This window comes from Ketobacter sp. GenoA1 (assembly GCF_003671475.1).
GTDB lineage: Bacteria > Pseudomonadota > Gammaproteobacteria > Pseudomonadales > Ketobacteraceae > Ketobacter.
Genome location: NZ_RCHM01000020.1, coordinates 299,737 through 324,104 on the forward strand (window position 1 = coordinate 299,737; position 24,368 = coordinate 324,104).

Below are 24,368 nucleotides of genomic sequence, written 5' to 3' on the forward strand. Positions count from 1 at the left end.
GCCCGTGCCGATCAGCCCAGGCGCCCGCTTTCGCTGAGCAGGCGAATAGCCACAGATGCTGCGGCTGTTCGGTTTTCCACACCGAGTTTCCTGAAAACCTGTTCCAGATGCTTGTTCACCGTGCGCGGGCTCATTTCCAGAATCTGGGCAATCTCCCGATTGGTCTTGCCGTTGGCAATCCATAACAGCACCTCCGCCTCACGATCGGTCAGGACAAATGCCTTCTTCAATGCATCTTCATCTGTGCCCCCGTCCTCTTCAAAGACACGAAACAGGTGCTCATTGGTGTTGATCTCGCCCAGGTACTTGCATTGCAGCTTTTTCAGCGGTGCATCCAGTGGCAGTTTGCGGCCCTGCTCCGGCTGCCGGCTCAACCAGGCCCGCAATAAGGGCGCCAGAATGGAGTCCAGCCATTTGCTGTCCACCAACGCGGCCTCAAACAGGGCAAACACCTGCGGCGTCGCCCACAGCATCTGACCGGAAGAATCCGTCGTAAAGATATTCTGGCCGGCGGTATCCAATGCCATTCTGGCGCTTTGCGTCATACGGGCGTTGGAAAGATGTACCCGCATGCGGGCCACCAACTCCTGTGGGTTAATGGGTTTGGCTATATAATCCACGCCACCGGCTTCCAACCCCATGACGATGTGCTCGGTATCGCTTAAGCCGGTCATGAAAATAATCGGTGTGTTCTTGAGGTTGGCATCCTGTTTCATTCGGCGACAGGTTTCAAAGCCATCGATGTTGGGCATGATGGCATCCAGCAACACAATATCCGGTGTCATCTTGCCGGCGATATTGATCGCCTGTTCTCCATCCAACGCGATCAGCACCGTCAATCCCTCTTCGTCCAGCACCTGGCTTAACATACCCAGGGTTTCTGCGGAATCGTCCACCACCAGTACGACGTCTGATTTATTCTCGTTAGGGATCATGCTGACTTCACCTGATGTAATTTCAGAATATTCTCCATCCTTACTTGTCGAATCGCCGCTTCCAGATAACGGACGAAGGCCTCACTGGTGTTTGCATCCTGCTTAAGCTCTTCCAGTTTTTTACGCAATCCCTGCAGATGACCAATCTCCGCCATGGCCTGCAACTGAACCAGTATGTCCGGGTCCGGCAAATCCTGCCCGGCCAGGGTTTGCGGTGCCGACTCAAGGGGCATACTGATATCACTTTCGTAGATCCACTGCAGCTCCAGCAATCCACCCAGGCGCTCCAATAACGCCTGTACCCGAACCGGCTTGATCAGATAATCATTGTGGGGTTTGACCACGCCCTCCTCATGCTGACCTTCGCGCGCGTCGGCGGAAATCATCACAATCGGCACCTTGACCCCCTGTTCCCGCAGGCGACAGGCCAGCTCCCAGCCATTCATACCCGGCATGTTCATATCCAAAAGGTACAGGTCCGGTTGCCAATGGGGGATCAGCGCCAAACACTCTTCCGCATCCTTGGCTTCCGCCACAATAAAGCCGATGGGCTCCAGAATATTGTTAACCAGCGTGCGGTGGGTTTCATCGTCATCCACCACCAGTACTTTTTTTCTTGCGCCGACATAACTGCGGATGGTTTGTTCCAGTGCCGGTGCCACCGAGGGTTTGGCAATACTGGACAGCATCAGCGCCACCGTAAAACGACTGCCCACCCCGGGCTCACTCTGCAATGAAAGATCCCCCCCCATGATATCGGTGAGCAGGCGGGTAATGGTCAGGCCCAGCCCGGTTCCGGGTGCCGGCGCCACACCGGGCTCACGAATACGCTCAAAGGGTTTGAAAATTTTCTCTACATTGTCCGGGCTGATGCCGACTCCGGAATCCCGCACCACAAATTCAGCCACCTGATTGCGATAGCGCACTTCCAGTGTCACTTTACCCTGCTGGGTAAACTTGATGGCATTGGACAACAGATTGATCAGGATCTGACGCAAGCGTTTTTCATCCGTGGCGACGTATTCCGGCAGGCGGCTGTGGCAAACGTACTCAAACGCAATACCCTTCGCTTCTGCCTGCAAGCGGAACATGTTGACCAACTGATCCATCAGTTTGGAAAAGCGCACCTCATTGCGATGCAAATCCAGGCGCCCGGCTTCTATCTTGGAAATATCCAACAGCCCTTCGATCAAATCGGAAAGATGTTCACTGCTGCGCAGAATAACCCCCACTGCCTCACGGCGCCCCTCGGGAATGGATTCATCTTTCTCCAGCAACTGGGCGTAGCCCATTACTGAATTCAGTGGCGAGCGCAGCTCGTGGCTGATACCGGTGAGATAACGGCTTTTGGCCTTATTGGCAGCTTCGGCCATCTCCTTGGCCTGCTGCAATTGCAGGTCCGTTTGTTCATGGGCATAGATTTCCTGCTGCAGCAGTTCGGTTTGCCGTTCAGTTTCCTCCTGCGCAACCAGGCGGCTTTCGTGCGCCAATACAAACAACCAGCAGGCAACGCCCACCACGATGAGCGAGATAAAAAATTCCTTCCACAGCAATACACCAATGATGTCACGCACCGTTTCATCAGGCACCGGCATCTCGAAGTACACCATGGTCAATACCAGGGCGATGAACAATGAACAGAGCGACATCAACGCCATAAAGTGGCCAAAGCGCGAATTCATGCGTGCCACAATACGCTCCGGGAGCACGGCTCCCAACAAACTCAGCATCTGCTCCGACATGCGGGCGTGGGGTTTACAACGATCCTGGCAGCGGGCATCCAGCGAACAACACAAAGAGCAGATATGCCCCCCGTAGGCCGGACACTGGGCAATGTCCTCTGCTTCAAAACTGTGTTCACAGATACAACAGGTGGCCATACCGTTATCGGTATCGATGCGCTCCGGTTCACGGGCAATGTAGTAGCGGCCACCGGTGGCCCAGGCAATCAACGGTGCAAACACAAAAGATGATGCCAACGTCAGATAAGGTGCCAGCGCCCGCGCTGTTTCACCAAAACTGCCCATGTGCGCGCTGATGCCCACCAGGGTGGCCAGTATCATGGACCCAAAGCCAACCGGATTGATATCGTATAAATAGGCGCGCTTGAACTCGATGGTGGCAGGGCTAAGCCCCAGGGGCTTATTGATGATCAGATCCGCCACCAGAGAGCCCACCCAGGCCACAGCGACAATCGCGTACACACCGAGAATTTCCTCCAGCGCCTTGTAAATTCCCAGTTCCATCAACAGCAAAGCGATGATGACGTTGAAGATCAACCACACCACCCGACCGGGATGGTTGTGGGTCAGACGGGAAAAGAAATTGGACCAGGCAATAGAGCCGGCATAGGAGTTGGTCACATTGATTTTAAGTTGGGAAAGAATGACAAAGATGCCGGCTATCGCCAGCGCGATCTGCGGCGAAGAGGTAATGTAGCCAAAGGCCACTCGATACATACTGGTGGGGTCGGACGCATCTTCCACCGGAATACCATGCCCCAGGGCCAGTACCGCCAGAAACGAACCGGCGAAGATTTTCAGGATCCCGGCCCAGATCCAACCGGGGCCCGCCACCAGCATGGCAAACCACCAGCGCATCGGTGACACCTTTTCTTTGGGGGGCAAAAAGCGCAGAAAATCCACCTGTTCACCGATTTGCGCGATCAGTGAAAAAATCACCGACGACGCAGCACCGAACAGCAATATATTAAAACCGGTGCCGCCCTGTTCCTCGGTGCCGGTGAATTGGGTCCAGTCCTCCACGGAGGTCATATCATCCAGGCCAATGTAAATAAACGGCAGCAATTGCAGACAGACCCAAAGCGGCTGGGACCAGAGCTGGAAACGGCTGATCAATGTAATTCCGTGGGTCACCAGGGGAATGACAATCAGGGAGCTGATCAGATAGCCAATGGACAACGGGATCTGGAACAGTTGATCCAGCGCCATGGCCATGATGGCTGCTTCCAGAGCAAAGAAGATAAATGTAAAGGAGGCATAGATTAAAGACGTGATGGTGGAGCCGATATAGCCAAAGCCTGCACCACGAGTGAGCAAATCGATATCAATGCCATATTTTGAAGCATAGTAGCCAATGGGTAACCCGGTAATGAAGATCAGAAAGCCCACTGCCATTATCGCCATGGCGGCATTGGTAAACCCGTAACTGAGGGTGATGGCGCCGCCGATGGCCTCCAGTGCTAAAAACGAGATCGCGCCCAACGCCGTGTTGCTGACCCGGGCCGCAGACCAGCGGCGTGCACTTTTGGCGGTGAAACGCAGCGCGTAATCTTCCAGGGTTTCGTTGGCCACCCATTGGTTGTATTGACGCCGGACGCGAAATATTCTCTGCCTTGCCGCCATATCCCCATGCTCAAAATCAGTCACCAGCCATCCCTGAAACAGCGGGAGAATCAAGCACTCCCCCCAGCCACCTCCTGTGTGACCCGGAACAGGGATCAGAGCAATTTACATACCAAACAAACTTTCTAAGCCAGATGGCAATGAATGCCATTCGCCTGCAGCGATACCACGCATTGACGCGACGGCCCCCGACCGGCAGCGCCGGGGTTGGCGGGTGCCAAGGCGCCGCCAGCCAGCAAGGATGAGGACAACGGCACCAACAATTGATCCCGCACGCAGCGGCGCAGGGCACGGGCCCCGTACTGTGGATCAAAACCCCGCTGAGCCAGCAGCTCAATAACCCCGGGCTCAACCTGCAACACAATTTGTTTCTTGGCCAGATGTTGATTCAGCTTTCTTACTTCCAACTCAACGATCTGACGAACATGGTTGGTTCCGATGGGGGCAAACAATTCAATACGATCTATGCGGTTAAGAAATTCGGGATCAAAGTGCTGTGCCAACGCTGCTTCGAAATGGGCTTGCCTGTTGGATTGCCGACGGCTGAGAAACCAACGCTGCCAAGGGGAAGCAGCCTGTCGACGTTGCCATTGCTGTGCCCCCAGATTGCTGGTCATAAACACCAGGCAGTTGCTGAATGACAGCTCGCGGGTTCCCGACGCCAAACGCAAACGGCCATTATCGAACACATTCATCAGGCTGCGCGCCACCTCCTGGCTGGCTTTTTCCACCTCATCGAACAACACGATCCCCGGGCGGCTGGCACTGCCCAGAATGAGTTCTTCATTGATCAGAGTGGTGTTTTCCTTGCTGCCCACATAACCCGGCGGCGCACCTGTGATGGCGGCACTGTAGTGGCTCTGGGAAAGGGTGTTCATATCAATTCGGCAAAAGGCCGCCGCGTCACCGTGAATACTCTCCGCCAGCAACCGCACCATTTCCGTTTTACCCACACCGGTGTTGCCCAGCATCAACATCACCAACAGCGGTCGCCGCGAATCCGCCAGGCCGGCTTTCACCACATTCAGTTGCTGGCACAGTGATTCCACCACATGATCCTGCCCCACAATACGTGCGCGCAGTGCATCGGCAATGGTCTGTGGCTCGAATGCAAAACGGGATTGCGCGATGGTACTGCGTTTTACCTCCTGCGCAACCTCGTGCTGAATTCGATTGTGCTCCAACACCTCGTTAATGAACGGCATGATTCATACGGCAAGCCTAGCCCGCAGTCTTTTCCTTATCCGCCACCGGCAGCTCGCCCACCGGGCAGTCGGCAACACCAACGGTGGACCGGGTCAGCGCCTCCACATCCTGCTGCGCCTTTTCCGCGTCCATCACCCAGGTGCGATAGAACTCGAACGGGCAATCGGCCACCCCTTTATCGCCATCACCGGAGTTGTAAACACCGGTGTAGCCGCGATGCAGTAATTTGAAAAGATGATTCTGGGATTGATCGTTGGCACGGGCATCGCGAATCTGGGATACCGATAGCTGGGCGTACTGTACGCCCATGTCTTCCTCACCACATTCACCCAGGGTGCGGCCGTCAAAGCCAATAATGGCGGAATGCCCAAAATAGGAATACACACCATCAAAGCCGGTGGCATTGGCCACGGCTACATAACTGTTATTGGCCCATGCCATGGTTTTAGCCATCATCACCTGCTGTTCCTTGGCCGGGTACATATAGCCCTGACAGCGGATGATCAGTTCGGCTCCGCGCATGGCACAATCCCGCCAGATTTCGGGATAGTTTCCGTCATCGCAGATGATCATGCTCAGCTTCAGGCCCTTGGGGCCTTCCGTTACGTAAGTGCGATCCCCCGGATACCAGCCTTCGATGGGGCACCAGGGAATGCATTTACGGTACTTCTGAACGATTTCACCCTCACTGTTGATCAGCACCAGGGTATTGTAAGGTGCCTTGTTCGGGTGCTCCTCGTGCTGCTCACCGGTGAGTGAGAAAACGCCCCAGGTATTGGCCTGCCTGCAGGCGGCGGAGAAAATTTCCGTTTCCTCTCCCGGTACCGTGGCAGCGGTGGCCATCATTTCATCCTTGTCATACATGATGCCCATGGTGCTGTACTCAGGGAAAATCACCAGATCCATGCCCGGCAAGCCCTGTTTCATGCCAATCATCATATCGGCAATCCTGCGTGCATTATCCAGCACCTCTGCTTTGGTATGCAGGCGCGGCATCTTGTAGTTGACCACTGCTACACCTACCGTGTCCGGACTACTGGAAATATCACCGTGCCTCATACCTTGTACTCCTCTTGCTACCCTTTGGCTTTCCGCAGCAACACTACTGCATGCCCCGGAACTCTGCCTATGCGTCAAATGACGTAGATGCTTGAGTCATTCGGCGAATGTTCCAGCGCAGGGGAAACGGCAATACTGCCAATCCATGACACGATGCCTTGCGCCTGTGCGCTGCCGACGGGCATTTGAGTGTCAGATTTGGGTCGTAATTCACAAGAGGTCGAACCATGTTGTCCAAAACCCTTAGCTCCAAGCTTAAAAAAACTGCGCTGGCACTCTCTGCCGGCCTGTTTCTCACTCCAACCATCTCCCATGCCGATGCTGTTAATACCACCGGTTTGGCAGTGACCGACGACACCGTTACCGTTGGTATTCTCCATTCTGTCACCGGTACCATGGCCATCAGTGAAACCGGCTCGGTACAGGCAGAAAAGCTGGCCATCGAACAGATCAACGCCATGGGCGGTGTACTGGGTCGCAAGATCGAATACATCCAGGAAGACGGCGCCAGTGACTGGCCTACCTTTGCGGAGAAATCCAAAAAACTGTTGGTGAACGATAAAGTGGCTGCGGTATTCGGTTGCTGGACATCCGCTTCCCGTAAGGCGGCACTGCCGGTATTTGAGCAGTATAACGGTATGCTCTACTACCCCACTTTCTACGAAGGGCTGGAACAATCACCCAACGTAATCTACACCGGCCAGGAAGCGACCCAACAGATTCTGGAAGGTCTGGACTGGGCTGCCCAAACCAAAGGGGCGAAGAAATACTACCTGCTGGGCTCGGACTACATCTGGCCCCGCACTTCCAACAAAATAGCCCGCAAGCACATCGAAAACGTGCTCAAGCAAAAAGTGGTGGGTGAGGAATACTATCCACTGGGTCACACTCAGTTCAACTCCGTGATCAACAAGATCAAGCTGAAGAAACCGGATGTGGTGTTCATCTCCGTGGTGGGCGGTTCCAACGTGGCGTTCTACAAGCAGTTGAAAGCCGCTGGCATCGACATGACCAAAGAGAAGCCTCTGTTCCTCACCATTTCCGTTACCGAAGATGAAATCCTGGGTATCGGTGGTGAGAATATTGAAGGCATTTACGCTTCCATGAAGTATTTCCAATCCCTGCCCAACGAAAACAACAAGAAATTTGTTGAAGCGTTCAAGGCAAAATGGGGTAAAGACATCGTTATCGGTGACGTAACCCAGGCTGCTTATCTCGGCCCCTGGTTGTGGAAGGCAGCGGTGGAAAAAGCCGGCTCCTTTGACGTCGACAAGGTGCGTGAGGCATCACCGGGCATTGAATTGACAACCGCACCGGAAGGCTATGTGAAGATTCACAAGAACCATCATCTGTGGTCCAAAACCCGTATCGGTCTGGCACAGCCTGACGGCCAGTACAAAGTGGTTTACGAAAGTGACGAGCTGATCGAGCCCGATCCGTTCCCCGAAGGTTACCAGTAAGGCAACGTCTGGTGGCGCCCGCATACGGCGCCACCATCCTTCTCCATCTCTTGGTAGTAACATCTGGAGGCTGCTATGTTTGCCGAATACACTGCGTCAGAGCTGACATCCATATTCGCCATGCAAGGCTTTGCTGGCTTGATTCTATTCTCGGTGTTCGTCCTTATGGCACTGGGGCTCGCGATCATTTTCGGTCAAATGGGAGTGATCAATATGGCACACGGAGAATTCATGATTCTCGGTGCCTACATTACCTACTTAACATCCAATGTATTTTCAGAATACGCCCAACCCCTGTTTGGAGGTTATTTCTTTGTCGCCATGCTGCTGGCATTTATCGCGACCTTTGCCTTGGGGGCGTTAGTGGAATGGGCCATGATCCGGCACCTCTACAAACGCCCGCTGGATACTCTGCTGGCCACCTGGGGGCTGAGCCTCATTCTGCAGCAATTGTATCGTACCGTATTCGGCCCCCGCGAAGTGGGTGTCACCCTGCCCGACTGGCTGATGGGGTCCTACCCTCTCAGTGACATGATTGAAATCCCCATCAATGGCATTTTTGTCATGTGCATAACGCTGGTGATTTCTGTTGGTGTTTACCTGTGGATGTATCGTTCACGCTGGGGCGGCCAGGTGCGTGCGGTGGTACAGAATCGTGAGATGGCCGGCGCCGTGGGCATCAACACCGAAAAAGTTGACCGTATTACCTTCGCCCTGGGCTGTGGCATTGCCGGTGTTGCCGGTAGCGCCTTCACCATGGTGGGCTCCACCGGCCCCACCTCGGGTCAGCTGTATATTGTCGATACCTTCCTGGTGGTGGTTTTCGGTGGTGCATCCAGCCTGCTGGGTACCATTGCTTCAGCTTTCACCATCTCTCAGGCCCAATCCACGATGGAATTTTTCTTAAGTGGTTCCATGGCCAAAGTGCTCACTCTGCTTGTGGTGGTCGGCATCCTGATGCTGCGTCCACAGGGTCTGTTTGCACTGAAGATTCGCCACTAGGAGGCGCAGATTATGTCTTACGGTTTACGTTCGTTTCTGCCAAAGAATGACATGATCAACATACTGCTGCTGGCCGTATTGATCATGGTGATCTTTCCCTTAAGCATGGATATTTTCCGCCTCAATCTGGTGGGTAAATATCTGTCCTACGCTTTCGTTGCCCTGGGCCTCGCCCTGTGTTGGGGTTACGGCGGTATTCTCAGCCTGGGCCAGGGTGTATTCTTTGGCCTGGGTGGCTACTGCATGGCGATGTTCCTCAAGCTGGAAGCATCCTCGCCGGAAAACACTGCCATTCAGTCCACTCCCGGGATTCCCGATTTCATGGATTGGAATCAGTTGACCGCACTGCCCTGGTTCTGGGAACCGTTCCACAGCCTCGGCTTTACCATGATCGCCATCATTGCGGTGCCGGTAATCTTCGCCTTTATCGTCAGTGTGGCCATGTTCAAACGCCGGGTGGGCGGAGTGTACTTCGCCATCATCACGCAGGCCATCGCTGCGATTCTCACCATCCTGATCATAGGTCAGCAGGGTTACACCGGTGGCGTCAACGGCATCACAGACCTGCGCACCCTAAACGGCTGGGACATCCGCACCGACGAGGCAAAGTACGTGCTCTACTTCCTCTGCTGCACCTTGCTGATCGGCTCATTGTTGCTGGCGCAATTCGTACGCAAAAGCAAACTGGGGCGCCTGCTGGTGGCCATGCGCGACAAGGAAGACCGGGTGCGTTTCTCCGGCTACGACGTTTCCAACTTCAAGATCTTCATCTTCTGTCTGGCGGCGGCATTATCTGCCTTGGGTGGCGCTATGTTTACCCTCCAGGTGGGTTTCATGTCACCTTCGTTTGTCGGCATCGTACCCTCCATCGAAATGGTGATCTTCTGCGCCGTGGGTGGCCGCCTGTCACTATTGGGCGCGGTTTACGGCACCCTACTGGTGAACTGGACCAAAACGGTGTTCTCGGAATCCTTCCCCGAGCTGTGGCTGTTTGGTCTGGGAGCACTGTTCATTGGTGTGGTACTGGCCTTCCCCAATGGCCTGGCCGGTGTCTACAGCACTTACATTGAACCCCGCCTCAGCAAGTGGTTCAAGGATCTGCGATCCATGCGGCCACCGATGGCATCCTCCACCGCTGATACCAGGAGCTGAACCATGACAGCCACCACTATGGGTAAAGACTTTGTGTTGTCGGTGGAAGGGCTCACCGTGTCTTTCGATGGCTTCAAGGCCGTCAACGACCTGTCCTTCTACGTGGATGAAAACGAGATTCGCGTCATTATCGGACCCAATGGCGCGGGTAAAACCACAGTCCTGGACTTGATTTGTGGACGCACCAGAGCCACGGACGGCTCGATCAAATTTCGCGGCAAAGAGCTGACGAAAATGAAAGAGCATCAGATCGTGCACGCCGGCGTGGGCCGCAAGTTCCAGACCCCTTCCATCTACGAAGACCTGACGGTGTTCGAGAACCTGGAAATCTCGTTTCCCCGTGGACGAAACGTATTCGGCGCCCTCATGTTCAAGCGTGATCAGGAGGTGATTGACAAAGTGCATGAAATCGCCGAGCTGATTTTCCTCAAGGACGACCTGAACAAGCAGGCCGCCCTGCTCAGCCATGGCCAAAAACAATGGCTGGAAATCGGCATGCTGCTGATTCAGGACCCGGAGCTGTTGATGCTGGATGAGCCGGTTGCCGGCATGTCCGTGGCAGAACGCAAGCAAACCGCTGAACTGCTCAACAAGATCACGAAGAACCGCTCGGTGATCGTGATCGAGCACGACATGCAGTTTGTTGCCGACATCGCCAATCGAGTGACGGTCCTGCACCAGGGCAAGGTGCTGTCCGAAGGCTCCATGGACAAAGTGCAGAACGATCCGAAAGTCAAAGAAGTGTATCTGGGACACTAAGAGGAGTATCACGATGTTATGCGTATCCAATCATAAAGTGTCCTACGGTCAGAGTGAAGTGATCCACGGTTTGAATTTCGATGTCAAACCCAACGAGATTGTCGCCATCATGGGCCGTAACGGTATGGGCAAAACCACGTTAATGAAATCCCTGATCGGTGTGCTGCCGTCGGAAGGCAGCATCACTCTGGACAACGTGGAAATGGCCAAAATGAAAAGCCATCAGCGGGTGGCCGGGGGCATGAGCTTTGTGCCTCAGGGCCGTATGATTTTTTCCACCATGACGGTCAAGGAGAACATCGAAACCGGCCTCACCACCACCCGCGAAAAACAGGTGCCGCAGGATCTCTATGATTTGTTTCCGGTACTGTTGGAAATGAAATCCCGTCGCGGCGGTAACCTGTCCGGCGGTCAGCAACAGCAACTGGCCATTGCCCGGGCACTGGCCAGCAAGCCCAAGATGCTGTTGCTGGATGAACCCACCGAAGGCATTCAACCCTCCATCATCAAGGATATGGCACGCACTCTGCGCCGCATACGGGACGAGAAAGGCCTGTCCATTGTGGTGTCGGAACAGGTGCTCAGTTTCGCGCTGGACATCGCCGACCGCATTCTGGTGCTGGAGAAAGGTGAAATTGTCGCGGAAGAAACCCGCGCCAATGTTAATGAAGAAAAGATAGCGGCGTATCTATCGGTGTAAGCGTAGAGAGCCCTTGAACAAAACCACTGTCTGGAGACTTGAACCATGGCTGAAACCATTATCAAAATTGATCTTAACAAATCGCCCTACGATCAGGACGACATTCACAATCGCTGGCACCCGGACATTCCCATGGCGGCAATGGTTAAACCCGGTGACGATTTCATTATCGAGTGTTACGACTGGACCGGTGGCCAGATCAAGAACGACGATGACGCATCCGATGTGCGTGACGTCGATCTTTCCCAGGTGCATTTCCTGTCCGGCCCGGTGGGTGTCGAAGGGGCCGAGCCCGGTGACCTGCTGGTGGTGGAGATTCTCGACATCGGCGCCTTTCAGGAAAGCCTGTGGGGTTTCAACGGTTTCTTCTCCAAGCAGAACGGCGGCGGCTTCCTCACCGAACACTTTCCGGAAGCCCAGAAATCCATCTGGGATTTCAACGGCATGTTCACCAAATCCCGCCACGTGCCCGGCGTTGAATTTGCCGGCCTGATTCATCCCGGCCTGATCGGTTGCCTGCCTTCCAAGGAAATGCTGGAAGAGTGGAACAAACGTGAGAAAGAACTCTACGACACCGAGCCCGATCGCGTTCCCGGCCTGGCCAACCTGCCCTATGCCGAAACCGCCCACATGGGTAAATTGACCGGTGCCGAGCGCGATGCGGCGGCAGCCGAAGGCGCCCGCACAGTACCGCCCCGTGAACACGGCGGCAACTGCGACATCAAAGACTTATCCCGTGGTTCCAAAGTTTACTTCCCGGTTTATGTGAAAGACGGCGGCCTGTCGGTGGGCGACCTGCACTTCAGCCAGGGCGACGGTGAGATCACCTTCTGCGGTGCCATCGAAATGGCCGGCTGGATTCACATGCGCGTGGATCTGATCAAAGACGGCATGTCCAAGTACGCCATTAAAAATCCGGTGTTCATGCCCAGCCCCATCACACCCAAGTACGATGACTACCTGATCTTTGAAGGGATTTCGGTGGATGAACAGGGCAAACAACATTACCTGGATGTCCACATCGCCTATCGCCAGGCCTGCCTCAACGCCATCGAGTACCTGAAGAAATTCGGTTATTCCGGCGCCCAGGCTTACGCCATTCTGGGTACCGCTCCGGTGCAAGGCCACATCAGCGGCGTGGTGGACGTGCCCAACGCCTGCGCCACCCTGTGGTTACCCACGGATATCTTTGAATTTGATGTCAAACCCAATGCCGATGGGCCGAAGAAAGAACTGGATGGGTCCATCGATGTGCCCCTTGCTCCGGATAAATAAATAGCCGCAAACACGTAACAGGAGATTTTTATGCCGGTTTACGATTACAAATGCAAAGACCATGGTGTATTCCAGGAGTTGGCCACCATGGCGGATCACGACAAACCCTGCCCCTGTCCGCAATGCGGACAGCTGGCGGCCCGGGTCATCATGATTCCGCCGGAGTTTCTCAAAATGAATTCCGAGCGCCGACAGGCATTCGAGACCAATGAGAAAGCCCAGCATGAACCGATTTTCTCCAGTGATGCCTCACGCAGGATCGACAAGCGCGATGGTGGCTGTGGATGCGGTGATCACAAGAAGCGTCACTCCAAACTCATGTACACCGCCCGGGGGGAGAAATTCTTTCCTTCCATGCGTCCATGGATGATCAGCCACTAGGCTGACCTCAGCAGCCGTGCCTTTCACACGAACTCAGGGCACGGCTGCATCCTTGCTTTCACCGATGCTGCTGATAGATCTTTTCTGCCCAGGCCAGCTGGGGTGCCAGTGCCCTCACATCGGACTGCAACGGTTCCGGCATGGCCGCAGGCCAAGCCAAGCCGTATTGGGGCGGCATAAACAAAGGTGCCAGCAGGGCCGCGGCGGTTAAATCCGCACGACTGAAACGCTCGCCCACCAGATAGGATTTTTCATCCAGGGCATCGTTCAAACGCTCCAACGCCATCAACATACTCTGCCGCGATTTGGCGGCCGTCGCCTCATTGATGTCCATCAGCTTCCGCATGGTACGGGATAGTTTTGGAAACACCACCTTCAGGAACGGCTTGGCCCAGAACGGCCCGCCCGTGGCAAAAAAACCGATCACCAAATCGGGGTGCTGCAGCAACGTGTGATACACATAACGCCGCAGGTGCACACCGATCTCCCGATCCAGATAACGCTCCCACTCCAAGGCGAACTGCGCATCGTGAGAATTCACCGGAGTGAGTTTTTTCTCCGGAAAATGCTCATCCAAGTACGTAATGATCTGCTCAGAGCCCTGCACCGAGCGGCCATCGTGCTCCAATATGGGCACCGAGGAACGGGCCGCCAGTTTTTTGGTGGTTTTAACATGCAATCCGGGAAGCAGATTTTTGGTGGTGTAATCCAGACCTTTATAATCCAGCGCCCAACGGGCCTTTTCGCAAAAGTGCGAAATTGGAAACTGATACAGTACAAGTGCCATAATGTTCTCTATTAATTATTTTCATTGCAGGGGTTGTTTTACCATACTGCAGGAACAACGCCTATCAGAGAAGCACCAAGCCGGGATACAGTATGAAGAAATTATTGGTGGTAGCCCACACCCCGTCCGAGAACACCCGCAAGTTGGTGGACGCCGTTCTGGAAGGCACCCGCCACCCCTCCATTTGCGACGTGACCGTCAAGGAGGTGGCGCCACTGCACGCCATCGCCCAGGATGTGCTGGATTGCGATGCCATCATTCTGGGCACCACCGAAAACCTGGGCTATATGAGCGGCGCCCTGAAAGACTTTTTCGACCGCATCTACTATCCCTGCCTGGAAGAAAAGCAGGGCCTGCCCTTTGCCCTGTTTGTGCGGGCCGGTCACGACGGCACCGGCACCTGCCGCGCGGTGGACTCCATCACCACCGGATTACGCTGGAAAGCCGTGCAACCCACCGTGTTGTGCCGGGGTGAATGGGACGACCAGTTCCTTGAACAGTGCAAACAACTGGGAACCACCATGGCCATGAGCCTGGACGCCGGCATCATCTGACTGAAATCCAGACAAACACGGCAACCAGCCTAAGCCAATCAGGCAAAATCACCGATAAACCACACCATTTTGAGGCCCGTTTCTCTTTCACCACCCGCGCAGGATTCGCGAATCCCGGCAGCTGCTTCTAGACTTGAAATACTAGGCTTGTAACAACAGCCTGATTTTATTCATGGAAGCCAATTCAGAGGGATTTGATCATGTTCGCGAAACTGATGGCAGCACTGAACGGCACAGCCGGGCGGCAGACAGAGCAACGCCTTGCTGAACTGGAAGCCGTGTTGCAAGCAGTGGACAAGACCCAAGCCCGCATCGAGTTCGACCTGGACGGCATCATTCTGGATGCCAACCGGCAGTTTCTGGATTTGATGGGTTACCGGCTGGACGAGATTAAAGGCAAACATCACCGCCTGTTTGTCAGCGGCGATGACGCCAACAGCCCTGATTACAAGGCCTTCTGGGTCAATCTGCAGCGTGGTGAGTTCCAGTCCGGTGAATTCAGGCGGCGTACCAAAGATGGTCGCGAGGTGTGGATTCAGGCTGCCTACAATCCGGTGTATAACGCCGAGGGATGCGTCACCCACTGCGTCAAGTTTGCGGTGGACATCACCACCCAGAAGCGGGAACGACAGGCATTACTGAGCCAATTCGACGCCCTAAACCGCTCCCAGGCGGTGATTCAGTTTGATCCTGAAGGCAACATTCTCGAAGCCAATCAAAATTTTCTGGATGCCATGGGCTACACACTGGAAGAGATTCAAGGCCAGCATCATCGCATTTTCGTGGGCCAGGAATACGGCCAAAGTCCTGAGTACCGGGAATTCTGGAACCGCCTGCGCCAGGGTAAATTTCAATCCGCCACTTTCCAGCGCTTTGGCAAGCACGGTAAAGAAATCTGGATTCAAGCCACCTACAACCCCATTCTGGACGAAAACGGCAACACCGTCCGGGTCATCAAGTTCGCCACCGACGTGACCGAACAAACCCTGAAAAATGCCGATTACTCCGGCCAGATTGAAGCCATCTCACGATCCCAGGCCGTCATTGCATTCAACCTGGATGGTACCATTCAGAACGCCAACGATAATTTTCTGCAGGTAATGGGCTACACACTGGACCAGATCAAAGGCAAACATCACCGTATATTCGTTGAAGCCGGTGAACGCAACTCCCCAGACTACAAAGCATTCTGGCAGGCCCTGAATGCAGGCAAGCACTTCACCGGGGAATACAAACGCATCGGCAACAATGGCCGCGAGGTGTGGATTCAGGCATCGTACAACCCCATTCTGGATCTGAACGGCAATCCGGTGAGAGTGGTGAAATGCGCCACCGACATCACCGCAGACAAACTGCGCAACGCTGATTACCAGGGCCAACTGAATGCCATTTCCCGCTCCCAGGCGGTGATCGAGTTCGAACTGGACGGCACCATCCGCTACGCCAACGACAATTTTCTGAAAACAATGGGTTACACCCTGGAAGAAGTCAAAGGCCAACACCACCGCATTTTTGTGGACGATGCCTACGCCAAATCCGCCGAATACCAATCCTTCTGGCAAGCACTCAATGCCGGTGAATTCTTCAGTGAAGAGTACGAGCGAATTGCCAAAGATGGCAGCCGCATCTGGATTCAGGCCTCCTACAATCCGATATTCGATGCGTCCGGCAATCCCTACAAAGTGGTGAAGTACGCCACCGATGTGACCCAGCGCAAATGCGCCGTCAACGAAATCAGCAGTTGCCTGCTGGCACTGGCGCAGGGGGATTTGAGTCAGCGGGTTAACGGCGAGTATCAGGGCGAGTTTGAGCAACTGAAAACCGCGCTCAATTCCACCTTTGACCGCCTGCAGAATCTGGTGGCCAGCATCCAGAGCGCCGCCACTGACATTCAGGTGGGCGCAACGGAAATTCAAAGCGGCAACCTGGATCTAAGCCGCCGCACCGAAAGCCAGGCGGCATCACTGCAGGAAACGGCCTCCAGCATGGAAGAAATGACATCGCAGCTGAACACCAGCACCAGCAACGCAAACAGCGCCAACGAAACCGCCAAAACCGCGCAGGAATCCGCCACCAAAGGCAAGGCCGTCGTGGACGCCACCATTCAGGCGATGCAGGCCATCTCCACCTCCAGCAAACAAATTGCCGATATCATCGGCACCATTGATGAGATCGCCTTTCAAACCAACCTGTTGGCCCTGAACGCCGCCGTGGAAGCAGCCCGTGCTGGTGAGCAGGGCCGTGGTTTTGCGGTGGTGGCCGGTGAGGTGCGTAACCTGGCGCAACGCTCCGCCGCCGCTGCCAAGGAAATCGGGCAACTGATCAAAGACAGCGTCAACAAGGTGGAGACCGGCACCGAGATGGTGCTCAAATCCGGTGAAACACTGGAGGAAATCATTGCCCAGGTGGTGAAAGTCACCGAGCAGGTATCTGAGATCGCGGACTCCGCCTCGGAACAACTGGTGGGGATACAACAGGTGAACCAGGCCGTCAGCAGCATTGATGAATCCACCCAGCAGAATTCCGCATTGATGGAAGAGGCCACCGCCGCCACCACCTCCATGGTGGACCAGGTGGACAAGATGCATCAGGAGTTGAGCTTTTTCAAACTGGGCTAATCAGGCAAACTCAAGATCGTTGGTGATATGGCGGCAGTTCCGCTAAAATTGGGCCATTCTTCGTTCAGCAGTCCTGTGTTTACCTTATGCAAGCAGCCAAATCCCTGTTTACCTATCCGCGCTATTGGGCGGAATGTTACGGCACGGCCCCGTTTTTACCCATGTCCCGCCGGGAAATGGATGAACTGGGCTGGGACAGCTGCGACATCATCATCATCAGCGGTGACGCCTACGTAGACCACCCCAGCTTCGGCATGGCGGTGATCGGCAGGTTATTGGAATCACAGGGATTTCGCGTGGGCATCATCGCCCAGCCGGACTGGCACAACGCCAACGATTTCCAGAAACTGGGCAAGCCTAATCTGTTTTTCGCCGTATCTGCCGGCAACATGGATTCCATGATCAACCGCTACACGGCGGACCTGAAGATTCGTCACGACGACGCCTATACCCCCAATAACGAAGGGGGTAAACGCCCGGACCGGGCGGTGCTGGTTTATACCCAGCGCTGCCGCCAGGCCTACAAGGATGTGCCGGTTTTGATTGGTGGCATCGAAGCCAGCCTGCGCCGGATCGCCCATTACGACTACTGGAGCAACAAAGTTCGCCGCTCGGTGCTGATGGATGCCAAAGCCGACCTGCTGGTGTACGGCAATGCCGAGCGGGCAGTGGTGGAAGTGGCCCATCGCGTGGCCGCCGGACAAACCATGAAAGACATCCGCGATGTGCGCGGTACCGCCTGCCTGCTGCATGAATTGCCCGGCGACTGGGAAGTGAAAGATTCCACCCGCATTGATCAGCCCGGCAAAGTGGACCCCCTCTACAACCCCTATCAATGGGAACAGACCAACGAAGCCCTGGAAGCCCCCTGTGCCAAAGGTGACGGCGGCGACAGCCCAGCCGACGCGCAGGTGGTGCATATCCGCCCCGCCGCCGGCAGCAAAAAACAGTTTGTGTCGTTGCCCTCCTATGAAAAAGTCAGCAAAGACCCGGTGCTGTATGCCCACACCTCGCGGGTGCTGCATCTGGAAACCAACCCCTCCAACGCCCGCACCCTGGTGCAAAAGCACGGTGACCGTTATCTGTGGATGAACCCGCCGCCGGTGCCGCTCTCCACCGAGGAACTGGACGACGTATTCGAACTGCCGTTTCAGCGGGTGCCACACCCGGCATACGGTGACGCACGCATTCCCGCCTACGAGATGATTCGCTTTTCCGTCAACATCATGCGCGGGTGCTTTGGCGGGTGCTCATTCTGCTCCATTACCGAACACGAAGGCCGGGTGATCCAAAGCCGCTCGGAAGATTCCATTCTGCGCGAAGTGGAAAAGATCCGCGACATGACACCGGGCTTTACCGGCACCATCTCGGACCTGGGTGGCCCCACCGCCAACATGTACATGCTCAACTGCGTGAGCGAAGAGATCCATCAGAACTGCCGTCGTTTATCCTGCGTGTTTCCCACCATCTGCAAAAATCTGGTGACCGATCACAGCCCAACCACAAGGCTGTATCGCCGGGCGCGGGAACTGCCGGGCATCAAACGCATCATGATTGCCTCCGGTCTGCGTTACGACCTGGCGGTGCTGGATCCGGAATACGTGAAAGAACTGGTGAGCCATCACGTGGGCGGCTATTTGAAAATTGCACCGGAGCACACCGAAAGCGCGCCCCTGTCGAAAATGATGAAACCAGGCATGGGCACCTACGATCAGTTCAAGGACATGTTTGATCGGTTTTCCAAAGAGGCAGGCAAGGAACAATATCTGATTCCCTACTTTATTGCCGCGCACCCCGGCACCCGTGATGAGGACATGCTGAGCCTGGCCTTCTGGTTGAAGAACAACGGCTTCCGCGCAGATCAGGTGCAGAACTTTTACCCCTCGCCCATGGCCATGGCCACCACCATGTACCACACCGAGAAAGATCCTATCCACCGGGTAAACTACAAAACCGAAAAGGTATTCATACCCAAGGGTGAAAAGCAGCGGCGTTTACACAAAGCGTTTTTGCGTTACCACGATCCGGATAACTGGCCCCTGTTGCGTGAAGCGCTGAAGAACATGGGCAAAGCCCACCTGATTGGTTACGGCAAGAAACATCTGGTGCCACCGACTCAACCCGCCAATCACCCAACGGCTAAACTGAATTCAGCAGACAATAAAACCGGCCGGCGCAAAGCCAAACCCGGCGGCACCCGGGCCAAAGCGGGCCGGGGTAAAATCCTGACGCAACACACCGGCCTGCCGCCCCGTAGCGGTACGGCGGCGGCCAAGGGCAAAGCACGCAAAGGTACCAAAACAAAAACAACAAAATAGGGAACCACCAGCATGACCATACCAGCGCCCCGATGGGCAGCGCTGGGGCTGGCTGCGGGTTTGCTCAGCGCCTGCAATCAACCCCTGGACGTAACACCGCTGCCACAACCCCTTTTTGATGCGGAAACACAGTACCAACTGCAACAAACCCAGGCCACCAACCTCACCAGCGTATTGCAGAAAAAACAGTTGCTGAACAGCAGCGGCAGCGGCCCCCAAAGTACATCCCCCTACCACCCCCTGAGCTTCCTCGACTTCACCACCTGCTGGAATGATCCCAACTGTTACTACAGCATTACCGCCACCGGCATACCCGTGCAGGCGTTTCCCGCCAGAGAAGACGTACGCCAATGGTGGCTGAACCGCCTGCCGGCACCAGATCAGGCCGCCGTATGCGGTGTGCGCTTTGATCCCAACAATCCCGGCCAATACCAACTGGCCAGTTTTGAAAACCGTAATGCCCTGAACAGCACAGCGGGCTTTATACTCACCCACTACCAGGCCTGCGGCACCTGCTCCACCCTGCAGGATCTGGCCGTGTACGGCTCGCTGGATCTGACCATCATGGCCAAAACCTGCAGCAAACGCCTGGGCTTCAATAACAAAAAAAGCTGCATGCAGGAAATCGGATTTACCGAAGCCTGCGCTGAAAGCTGGGCCTATAACGCCGACAAAACCACCCAATCCTGCCTGGTACTCTGTGTGCAGGAGTACGGCTTGATCCCGCTGCTTACCGGCACCGAATCCAGCGACAACACCAATAACGGTGAACTGAATCAATGCCTGCAATGCGACGAGATGATGGCAGGCCCGGGGTTTCAATACGCCGCCGGGCGTACTCGCCGCAACTCCGGCATTGAATCGGAAATCGAACGGCCGGATGAACAGGTGTATGAGGTGCGGCACGACTATTTTTGACATAGCCATGTTCAGCTCCTCACCGCCAACGCCAGATAACAGACGGCCGCCAACCCGCTGACAACCAACTTATCCAGCCCCAGACAACCGGCGCCGTAGCTCAAAAACAGGCAAAAATACAATGCACGGTGCAACACTGAATGCTTACCCAAAACCTGCAATGCCTTTTTAATGCGCTCGAACATGTTGATTCTCCAGACAGTTTTATTACACACTCTGGAAATACTGCCTGCAGGATTGGGGTAGAACAGGTGACAAAGGGGGATAGATCCGGTGACAAACGGGGACAAACAGCCTGCCGCCGGCAACAGCAGCCTGGGAGAACAAATGCAGGAGCTGATTGTTCGCTATCGGCATGGGCAGGGGCTGACTCAGGAAGAGTTGATATGGTGCGTATTTTACGATCATCAGCCGGACGCGGAAAAAGCCAGAACCCTGGACCCAAAAGGCTTTGAGAGCAAACTACGGGGATTGAAGCGGCTGGAAGGCGGCAAATCGGACTCACCGCAAAAACGCACCTGCGCCCCTTACCTGACCTCCATGGGCTACAGTGGGGAGCAAATCACCCAGTTCTTTTTGGGTAAGCCCCTGCCCAACCTCAGCGCACCGGAAGCCACTGTCGCCGATTCACCACAACCGGTTTTTGAAGTACCCAAAAGTCGTAACAACATCTTTCACTACCTGCACCGGCTAATTGAAAAACCCCTGGGACGCGACCAGGAGTGGCAGCAGCTCTGCAATTTTCTCTCCGATGCCCCCGGTTTTCAGTGGCTGCAGATCGCCGGTGTGGGTGGTCAGGGCAAAAGCCGGCTGGCCTGGGAGCTGATCACCAGGGCCCACGAAATGGGCTGGGCCGCGGGGCCGCTGACCTTTCAGCCGGGCACCCAGTTTGACCGTTGGCAGAGCTGGCAGCCCAACCGCCCCCATTTGCTGATCGTTGATTACGTGGTGGGGCGCGAACCGGAAATCAAAACCGTTTTGGACGCTCTGAAAGTACGGTCCGCGGAATTCCAGCACCCGGTGCGACTGCTGTTCGTGGAACGCCAACCCTGGGATGGCCGCCCGTTGGTCGCGATCAACGAACCCAAAAGCGAAAAATCCAGCGACAAACTGGAGATCGGTGGCCTGGCGGAATGGTTTATTGAGCTGGCCGACGACGATGAAGGCGAGGATCTGCTGGCCTACCGCAGCCCGGACAACAACGGCCAGGTGTTTCTGAAAAAGTTATTACCCCGGGATCTGGTGGATATTGTCCGCCAGGTGGCAGCGCACTTCGGCACCGAGCTGACCTTGGAAAGTGACGCCATAGCCGCCCAGTTGGAGCACATCGATAAAGAAGGCCGGCCCCTGTACGCCTATTTTCTCGGTAAAATTCTTGCCGACGATCCCAGTGCCGAGAATCTCAATCGGGAGGGCCTGTTGGACAAGGTCATTGAACGAGATTTCAAAGACCGCTGGAAGCGGGTCTACGACCAACCCAAACCGGCCCTGGATTCCGACCCCGAAGCCCTCAAACTCGCCGTTATCGCCACCATGGCCCAAGGCGTGGACAGTAAAACCCTGGCATCGGCCGGTATCATTCCCCACCCGGATTCTGCCACCCGGCGCACCGCCCTGGTGATCACCGACGGCGATACCCGATCATCCGCCCACGGAGTTATTTTTGATATTCCACCGTTGCTACCGGATATTCTGGGGGAATGGTTTGTGTTGTCGGCATTGGATCATCACGGCCTGTGCCCCGAGCGCATTCTGCAGGCCGCCCAAATCAAACCGAAACCCTTGTCGGCCTTTATGCAAAGGTTAACCCAGGATTTCTTTGATCACCGCATTACCCAACAACTGCTGAACATCGAGATCAATCCCGGCCCTTATTGGGAAGCACTGAAAGACGTGGCGGTGGATATTTCCAGAAAGTACATCAATGGCAGGCAAGCATTACCCGGTTGGGTCATCACCCTGCTGGAACAGGTGCCCGCCGATAAGCAGGGGGAAGCCCTGGCACTGATGGGGGTTGCCCACTTTTACGGTTTAACAGGAACCATTGATTACGAAAAAGCCTTTGCAGCCACACAAGAAGCTGCACAGGCCAACAACATTACCGCCATGCATAACCTGGGGATTTTCTATCACAACGGCTTTGGTGTGGAACAAGATCTCGCAAAGGGCACCCAATGGTTTATTCAGTCCGCAGAGGCCGGATACGCCGATGCCATGGACAACCTGGGCAGCAGCTACCGCTCCGGCCAGGGCATTGAGAAAGACCTGGACAAAGCCTTCTATTGGTTCAGCAAAGGGGCACAAAGTGGCAGCCTGTATGCGATGAACAACCTGGCACAGTGTTATGAAACCGGGCTGGGTGTGGCTGCGGACACAGCACAAGCCCGGTACTGGTATGAAAAAGCCGCCGACCAGGGATTCAGTGCCGCCATGATCAACCTGGCCAAAATGTTTGAGCAAGGCAGTGACGGCAAAACCGATCTGGAGGCGACCGTTCACTGGCTGGAGAAGGCCGCCGCAACCGGCGACAGCACCGCCATGTACAAGCTCGGCAATCTGTTTGAACGCCACCACGGGCCCGATTACGATCAAGCCGAGCGGTGGTATAAAAACGCCGATGCAGCAGGCCATCCGGACGCAAAGCTGCGGCTTGGCTTATTCTATTCCAAACCCGAGGTTGCCAAACCGGCCCAGGCGGAAGACTGGTTCACCCAGGCCGCCCACCTGGGGGACGTTAATGCCATGGCGGCTTTGGGTTATTTTTACTGCCACCAAAACCCTCCGGATCGGGCCAACGCCATCGCCTGGTACAGCCAAGCCGCCAAGGCCAAACACGCCGGTGCCGTCAACCAACTGGTGGAACTGCTGTTACAGGGTGATGAAGCAGACCAAGCACAGGGCCTGTATTGGCTTGAGCAGGCCGCTGAAACCGGCAATACCGATGCCATGTACAACCTGGGAGTGTGCTACCAAAATGGCCAGGGTGTGGCGCCCGACCTGGAAGCCGCCTACCGCTGGTACGAAAAAGCCACGCAATCCAAATACCAACACAAACCGGCGCAGGATATGCTGCGCCAACTGAAACTGATGAACGGGCTGGTGGGCAAAACCAATGTCATCACCAAATCCAACCGGCTTTTTTCCATTGCTCTGGAACACGTTTGGTATGCCCGCCCCCCGCTTTCGGGAGACTGGCAGGATCTGACGAACATCGAACTGGAGCAATATCAGGCCGCTTTGAACTGCGCCCTGGATACCGCACAGCTGGACTCGGCCGTGGCACATCATCAATGCAATGCGGTTCGCCGCTTACCGCTTTCTTTCTACCCCGGATTTGATTTGCTGGACATACAATGGCTGCAGGCAGATCCCTTGCGGGTGAAATACTGCTGTGTTCTGGCAGGCGCCAAGGGTGGAGCCGTATTAGAGGGGCACGCCCATTTCATTCACGCGTTTAATCCGCAGCACCTGGATCTGACCCGGGACGAAGCCGCCCCCATTGCCTACCTGAACTTCTTTTGTGCCTTCGACCGGCAAAAGAAAGATCGCTTTCAACTGGTGACCAATGTGGATGAACTGAACTGGCCAACCAATTCCAAGATCAAGATTCCTGAAACACTGCGGCAAAGCCTTCACCCGATCCGGTATGTTAGCGGCCAATTCAACAACGAAGGCAGGCAGCGTTACCAAGCGCTGGTGCTGTGGCAAAAATCCCTGTTGCAATGTGAATTCAACGTGCATGAAGACGGCGAGATCACCATGGAAGCCTCGACAACGCTGTTTAAGAACTTGCCCGTTTCCCTGACCCGTTACCAGGGGGCGTTTCGATAGGAAATTGCTGACGATGGGTTAAACTGGTGATCAGGCGTCAATCAAACC

General features: G+C 55.3%; 18 protein-coding genes. 12 read left to right on the top strand and 6 right to left on the bottom strand.

Annotated features, from left to right (window positions below):
- Positions 1-11: 11 nt before the first annotated feature.
- The 4 genes from D9N13_RS07395 to D9N13_RS07410 form a co-directional block, all read right to left on the bottom strand.
- The gene (locus D9N13_RS07395; RefSeq protein WP_290587775.1) at positions 12-935 is read right to left on the bottom strand and encodes a DNA-binding response regulator; all 924 of its coding nucleotides are present in this window, start codon (positions 933-935) and stop codon (positions 12-14) included.
- The gene (locus tag D9N13_RS07400; protein WP_290588152.1) at positions 932-4,300 is read right to left on the bottom strand and encodes an ATP-binding protein; all 3,369 of its coding nucleotides are present in this window, start codon (positions 4,298-4,300) and stop codon (positions 932-934) included. Before D9N13_RS07400 ends, D9N13_RS07395 begins: the two co-directional genes overlap by 4 nt.
- 125 nt (positions 4,301-4,425) lie before the next feature.
- Positions 4,426-5,505: an AAA family ATPase gene (locus tag D9N13_RS07405; protein ID WP_290587777.1), complete on the bottom strand. Its 1,080-nt coding sequence runs from the start codon at positions 5,503-5,505 to the stop codon at positions 4,426-4,428.
- Positions 5,506-5,521: 16 nt separating this feature from the next.
- A complete protein-coding gene (locus D9N13_RS07410; protein WP_290587779.1) occupies positions 5,522-6,565 on the bottom strand; it encodes an aliphatic amidase in 1,044 nt (347 codons plus the stop codon).
- 227 nt (positions 6,566-6,792) lie between these two features.
- On the opposite strand from D9N13_RS07410, the gene urtA reads away from it, so the two are divergent.
- The 7 genes from urtA (at position 6,793) to D9N13_RS07445 (ending at position 13,294) form a co-directional block, all read left to right on the top strand.
- On the top strand, positions 6,793-8,025 hold the full coding sequence (gene urtA, locus D9N13_RS07415) for an urea ABC transporter substrate-binding protein (RefSeq protein WP_290587781.1): 1,233 nt from the start codon (positions 6,793-6,795) through the stop codon (positions 8,023-8,025).
- A 75-nt stretch (positions 8,026-8,100) separates the two neighbouring features.
- Positions 8,101-9,027 carry an urea ABC transporter permease subunit UrtB gene (gene urtB / locus D9N13_RS07420; protein ID WP_290587783.1) on the top strand — a complete coding sequence of 309 codons (927 nt, stop codon included), beginning with the start codon at positions 8,101-8,103 and terminating at the stop codon, positions 9,025-9,027.
- Between the two features lie 12 nt (positions 9,028-9,039).
- Positions 9,040-10,179: an urea ABC transporter permease subunit UrtC gene (urtC, locus tag D9N13_RS07425; protein WP_290587785.1), complete on the top strand. Its 1,140-nt coding sequence runs from the start codon at positions 9,040-9,042 to the stop codon at positions 10,177-10,179.
- Between the two features lie 3 nt (positions 10,180-10,182).
- A complete protein-coding gene (gene urtD, locus D9N13_RS07430; RefSeq protein ID WP_290587787.1) occupies positions 10,183-10,938 on the top strand; it encodes an urea ABC transporter ATP-binding protein UrtD in 756 nt (251 codons plus the stop codon).
- A gap of 13 nt (positions 10,939-10,951) precedes the next feature.
- On the top strand, positions 10,952-11,638 hold the full coding sequence (gene urtE, locus D9N13_RS07435) for an urea ABC transporter ATP-binding subunit UrtE (RefSeq protein WP_290587789.1): 687 nt from the start codon (positions 10,952-10,954) through the stop codon (positions 11,636-11,638).
- A gap of 45 nt (positions 11,639-11,683) precedes the next feature.
- Complete coding sequence (gene fmdA, locus D9N13_RS07440; protein ID WP_290587791.1) at positions 11,684-12,913, top strand: formamidase; 1,230 nt, start codon at positions 11,684-11,686, stop codon at positions 12,911-12,913.
- Between the two features lie 30 nt (positions 12,914-12,943).
- On the top strand, positions 12,944-13,294 hold the full coding sequence (locus tag D9N13_RS07445; protein ID WP_290587793.1) for a zinc ribbon domain-containing protein: 351 nt from the start codon (positions 12,944-12,946) through the stop codon (positions 13,292-13,294).
- A gap of 58 nt (positions 13,295-13,352) precedes the next feature.
- Here D9N13_RS07445 and D9N13_RS07450 read toward each other — a convergent pair whose 3' ends face one another.
- Positions 13,353-14,081, bottom strand: coding sequence for a glutathione S-transferase family protein (locus D9N13_RS07450; protein ID WP_290587795.1), 729 nt, complete (start codon positions 14,079-14,081; stop codon positions 13,353-13,355).
- Between the two features lie 92 nt (positions 14,082-14,173).
- On the opposite strand from D9N13_RS07450, the gene D9N13_RS07455 reads away from it, so the two are divergent.
- The 4 genes from D9N13_RS07455 (at position 14,174) to D9N13_RS07470 (ending at position 20,489) form a co-directional block, all read left to right on the top strand.
- A complete protein-coding gene (locus D9N13_RS07455) occupies positions 14,174-14,635 on the top strand; it encodes a flavodoxin family protein (RefSeq protein ID WP_290587797.1) in 462 nt (153 codons plus the stop codon).
- Positions 14,636-14,835: 200 nt separating this feature from the next.
- The gene (locus D9N13_RS07460; RefSeq protein WP_290587799.1) at positions 14,836-17,253 is read left to right on the top strand and encodes a PAS domain S-box protein; all 2,418 of its coding nucleotides are present in this window, start codon (positions 14,836-14,838) and stop codon (positions 17,251-17,253) included.
- 86 nt (positions 17,254-17,339) lie between these two features.
- A complete protein-coding gene (locus D9N13_RS07465) occupies positions 17,340-19,571 on the top strand; it encodes a YgiQ family radical SAM protein (RefSeq protein ID WP_290587801.1) in 2,232 nt (743 codons plus the stop codon).
- Between the two features lie 12 nt (positions 19,572-19,583).
- Positions 19,584-20,489 carry a hypothetical protein gene (locus D9N13_RS07470; RefSeq protein WP_290587803.1) on the top strand — a complete coding sequence of 302 codons (906 nt, stop codon included), beginning with the start codon at positions 19,584-19,586 and terminating at the stop codon, positions 20,487-20,489.
- Between the two features lie 11 nt (positions 20,490-20,500).
- Here the strand turns inward: D9N13_RS07470 and D9N13_RS07475 are convergent, their stop codons facing one another.
- Positions 20,501-20,674 carry a hypothetical protein gene (locus D9N13_RS07475; protein WP_290587805.1) on the bottom strand — a complete coding sequence of 58 codons (174 nt, stop codon included), beginning with the start codon at positions 20,672-20,674 and terminating at the stop codon, positions 20,501-20,503.
- A gap of 88 nt (positions 20,675-20,762) precedes the next feature.
- Between D9N13_RS07475 and D9N13_RS07480 the strand changes: the two genes are divergently transcribed.
- Positions 20,763-24,320 carry a hypothetical protein gene (locus D9N13_RS07480; RefSeq protein WP_290587807.1) on the top strand — a complete coding sequence of 1,186 codons (3,558 nt, stop codon included), beginning with the start codon at positions 20,763-20,765 and terminating at the stop codon, positions 24,318-24,320.
- The last annotated feature ends 48 nt before the right edge of the window (positions 24,321-24,368 follow it).

Bases quoted from the DNA above. Each gene is read 5' to 3' on its own strand.
- D9N13_RS07395 (WP_290587775.1), bottom strand. From the start codon at position 935: ATGATCCCTAACGAGAATAAATCAGACGTCGTACTGGTGGTGGACGAT.
- urtA (WP_290587781.1), top strand. From the start codon at position 6,793: ATGTTGTCCAAAACCCTTAGCTCCAAGCTTAAAAAAACTGCGCTGGCA.
- D9N13_RS07455 (WP_290587797.1), top strand. From the start codon at position 14,174: ATGAAGAAATTATTGGTGGTAGCCCACACCCCGTCCGAGAACACCCGC.
- fmdA (WP_290587791.1), top strand. From the start codon at position 11,684: ATGGCTGAAACCATTATCAAAATTGATCTTAACAAATCGCCCTACGAT.
- D9N13_RS07405 (WP_290587777.1), bottom strand. From the start codon at position 5,505: ATGCCGTTCATTAACGAGGTGTTGGAGCACAATCGAATTCAGCACGAG.
- D9N13_RS07465 (WP_290587801.1), top strand. From the start codon at position 17,340: ATGCAAGCAGCCAAATCCCTGTTTACCTATCCGCGCTATTGGGCGGAA.
- D9N13_RS07400 (WP_290588152.1), bottom strand. From the start codon at position 4,300: ATGGCGGCAAGGCAGAGAATATTTCGCGTCCGGCGTCAATACAACCAA.
- urtE (WP_290587789.1), top strand. From the start codon at position 10,952: ATGTTATGCGTATCCAATCATAAAGTGTCCTACGGTCAGAGTGAAGTG.
- D9N13_RS07410 (WP_290587779.1), bottom strand. From the start codon at position 6,565: ATGAGGCACGGTGATATTTCCAGTAGTCCGGACACGGTAGGTGTAGCA.
- D9N13_RS07460 (WP_290587799.1), top strand. From the start codon at position 14,836: ATGTTCGCGAAACTGATGGCAGCACTGAACGGCACAGCCGGGCGGCAG.
- urtD (WP_290587787.1), top strand. From the start codon at position 10,183: ATGACAGCCACCACTATGGGTAAAGACTTTGTGTTGTCGGTGGAAGGG.
- D9N13_RS07445 (WP_290587793.1), top strand. From the start codon at position 12,944: ATGCCGGTTTACGATTACAAATGCAAAGACCATGGTGTATTCCAGGAG.
- D9N13_RS07470 (WP_290587803.1), top strand. From the start codon at position 19,584: ATGACCATACCAGCGCCCCGATGGGCAGCGCTGGGGCTGGCTGCGGGT.
- D9N13_RS07475 (WP_290587805.1), bottom strand. From the start codon at position 20,674: ATGTTCGAGCGCATTAAAAAGGCATTGCAGGTTTTGGGTAAGCATTCA.
- urtB (WP_290587783.1), top strand. From the start codon at position 8,101: ATGTTTGCCGAATACACTGCGTCAGAGCTGACATCCATATTCGCCATG.
- D9N13_RS07450 (WP_290587795.1), bottom strand. From the start codon at position 14,081: ATGGCACTTGTACTGTATCAGTTTCCAATTTCGCACTTTTGCGAAAAG.
- urtC (WP_290587785.1), top strand. From the start codon at position 9,040: ATGTCTTACGGTTTACGTTCGTTTCTGCCAAAGAATGACATGATCAAC.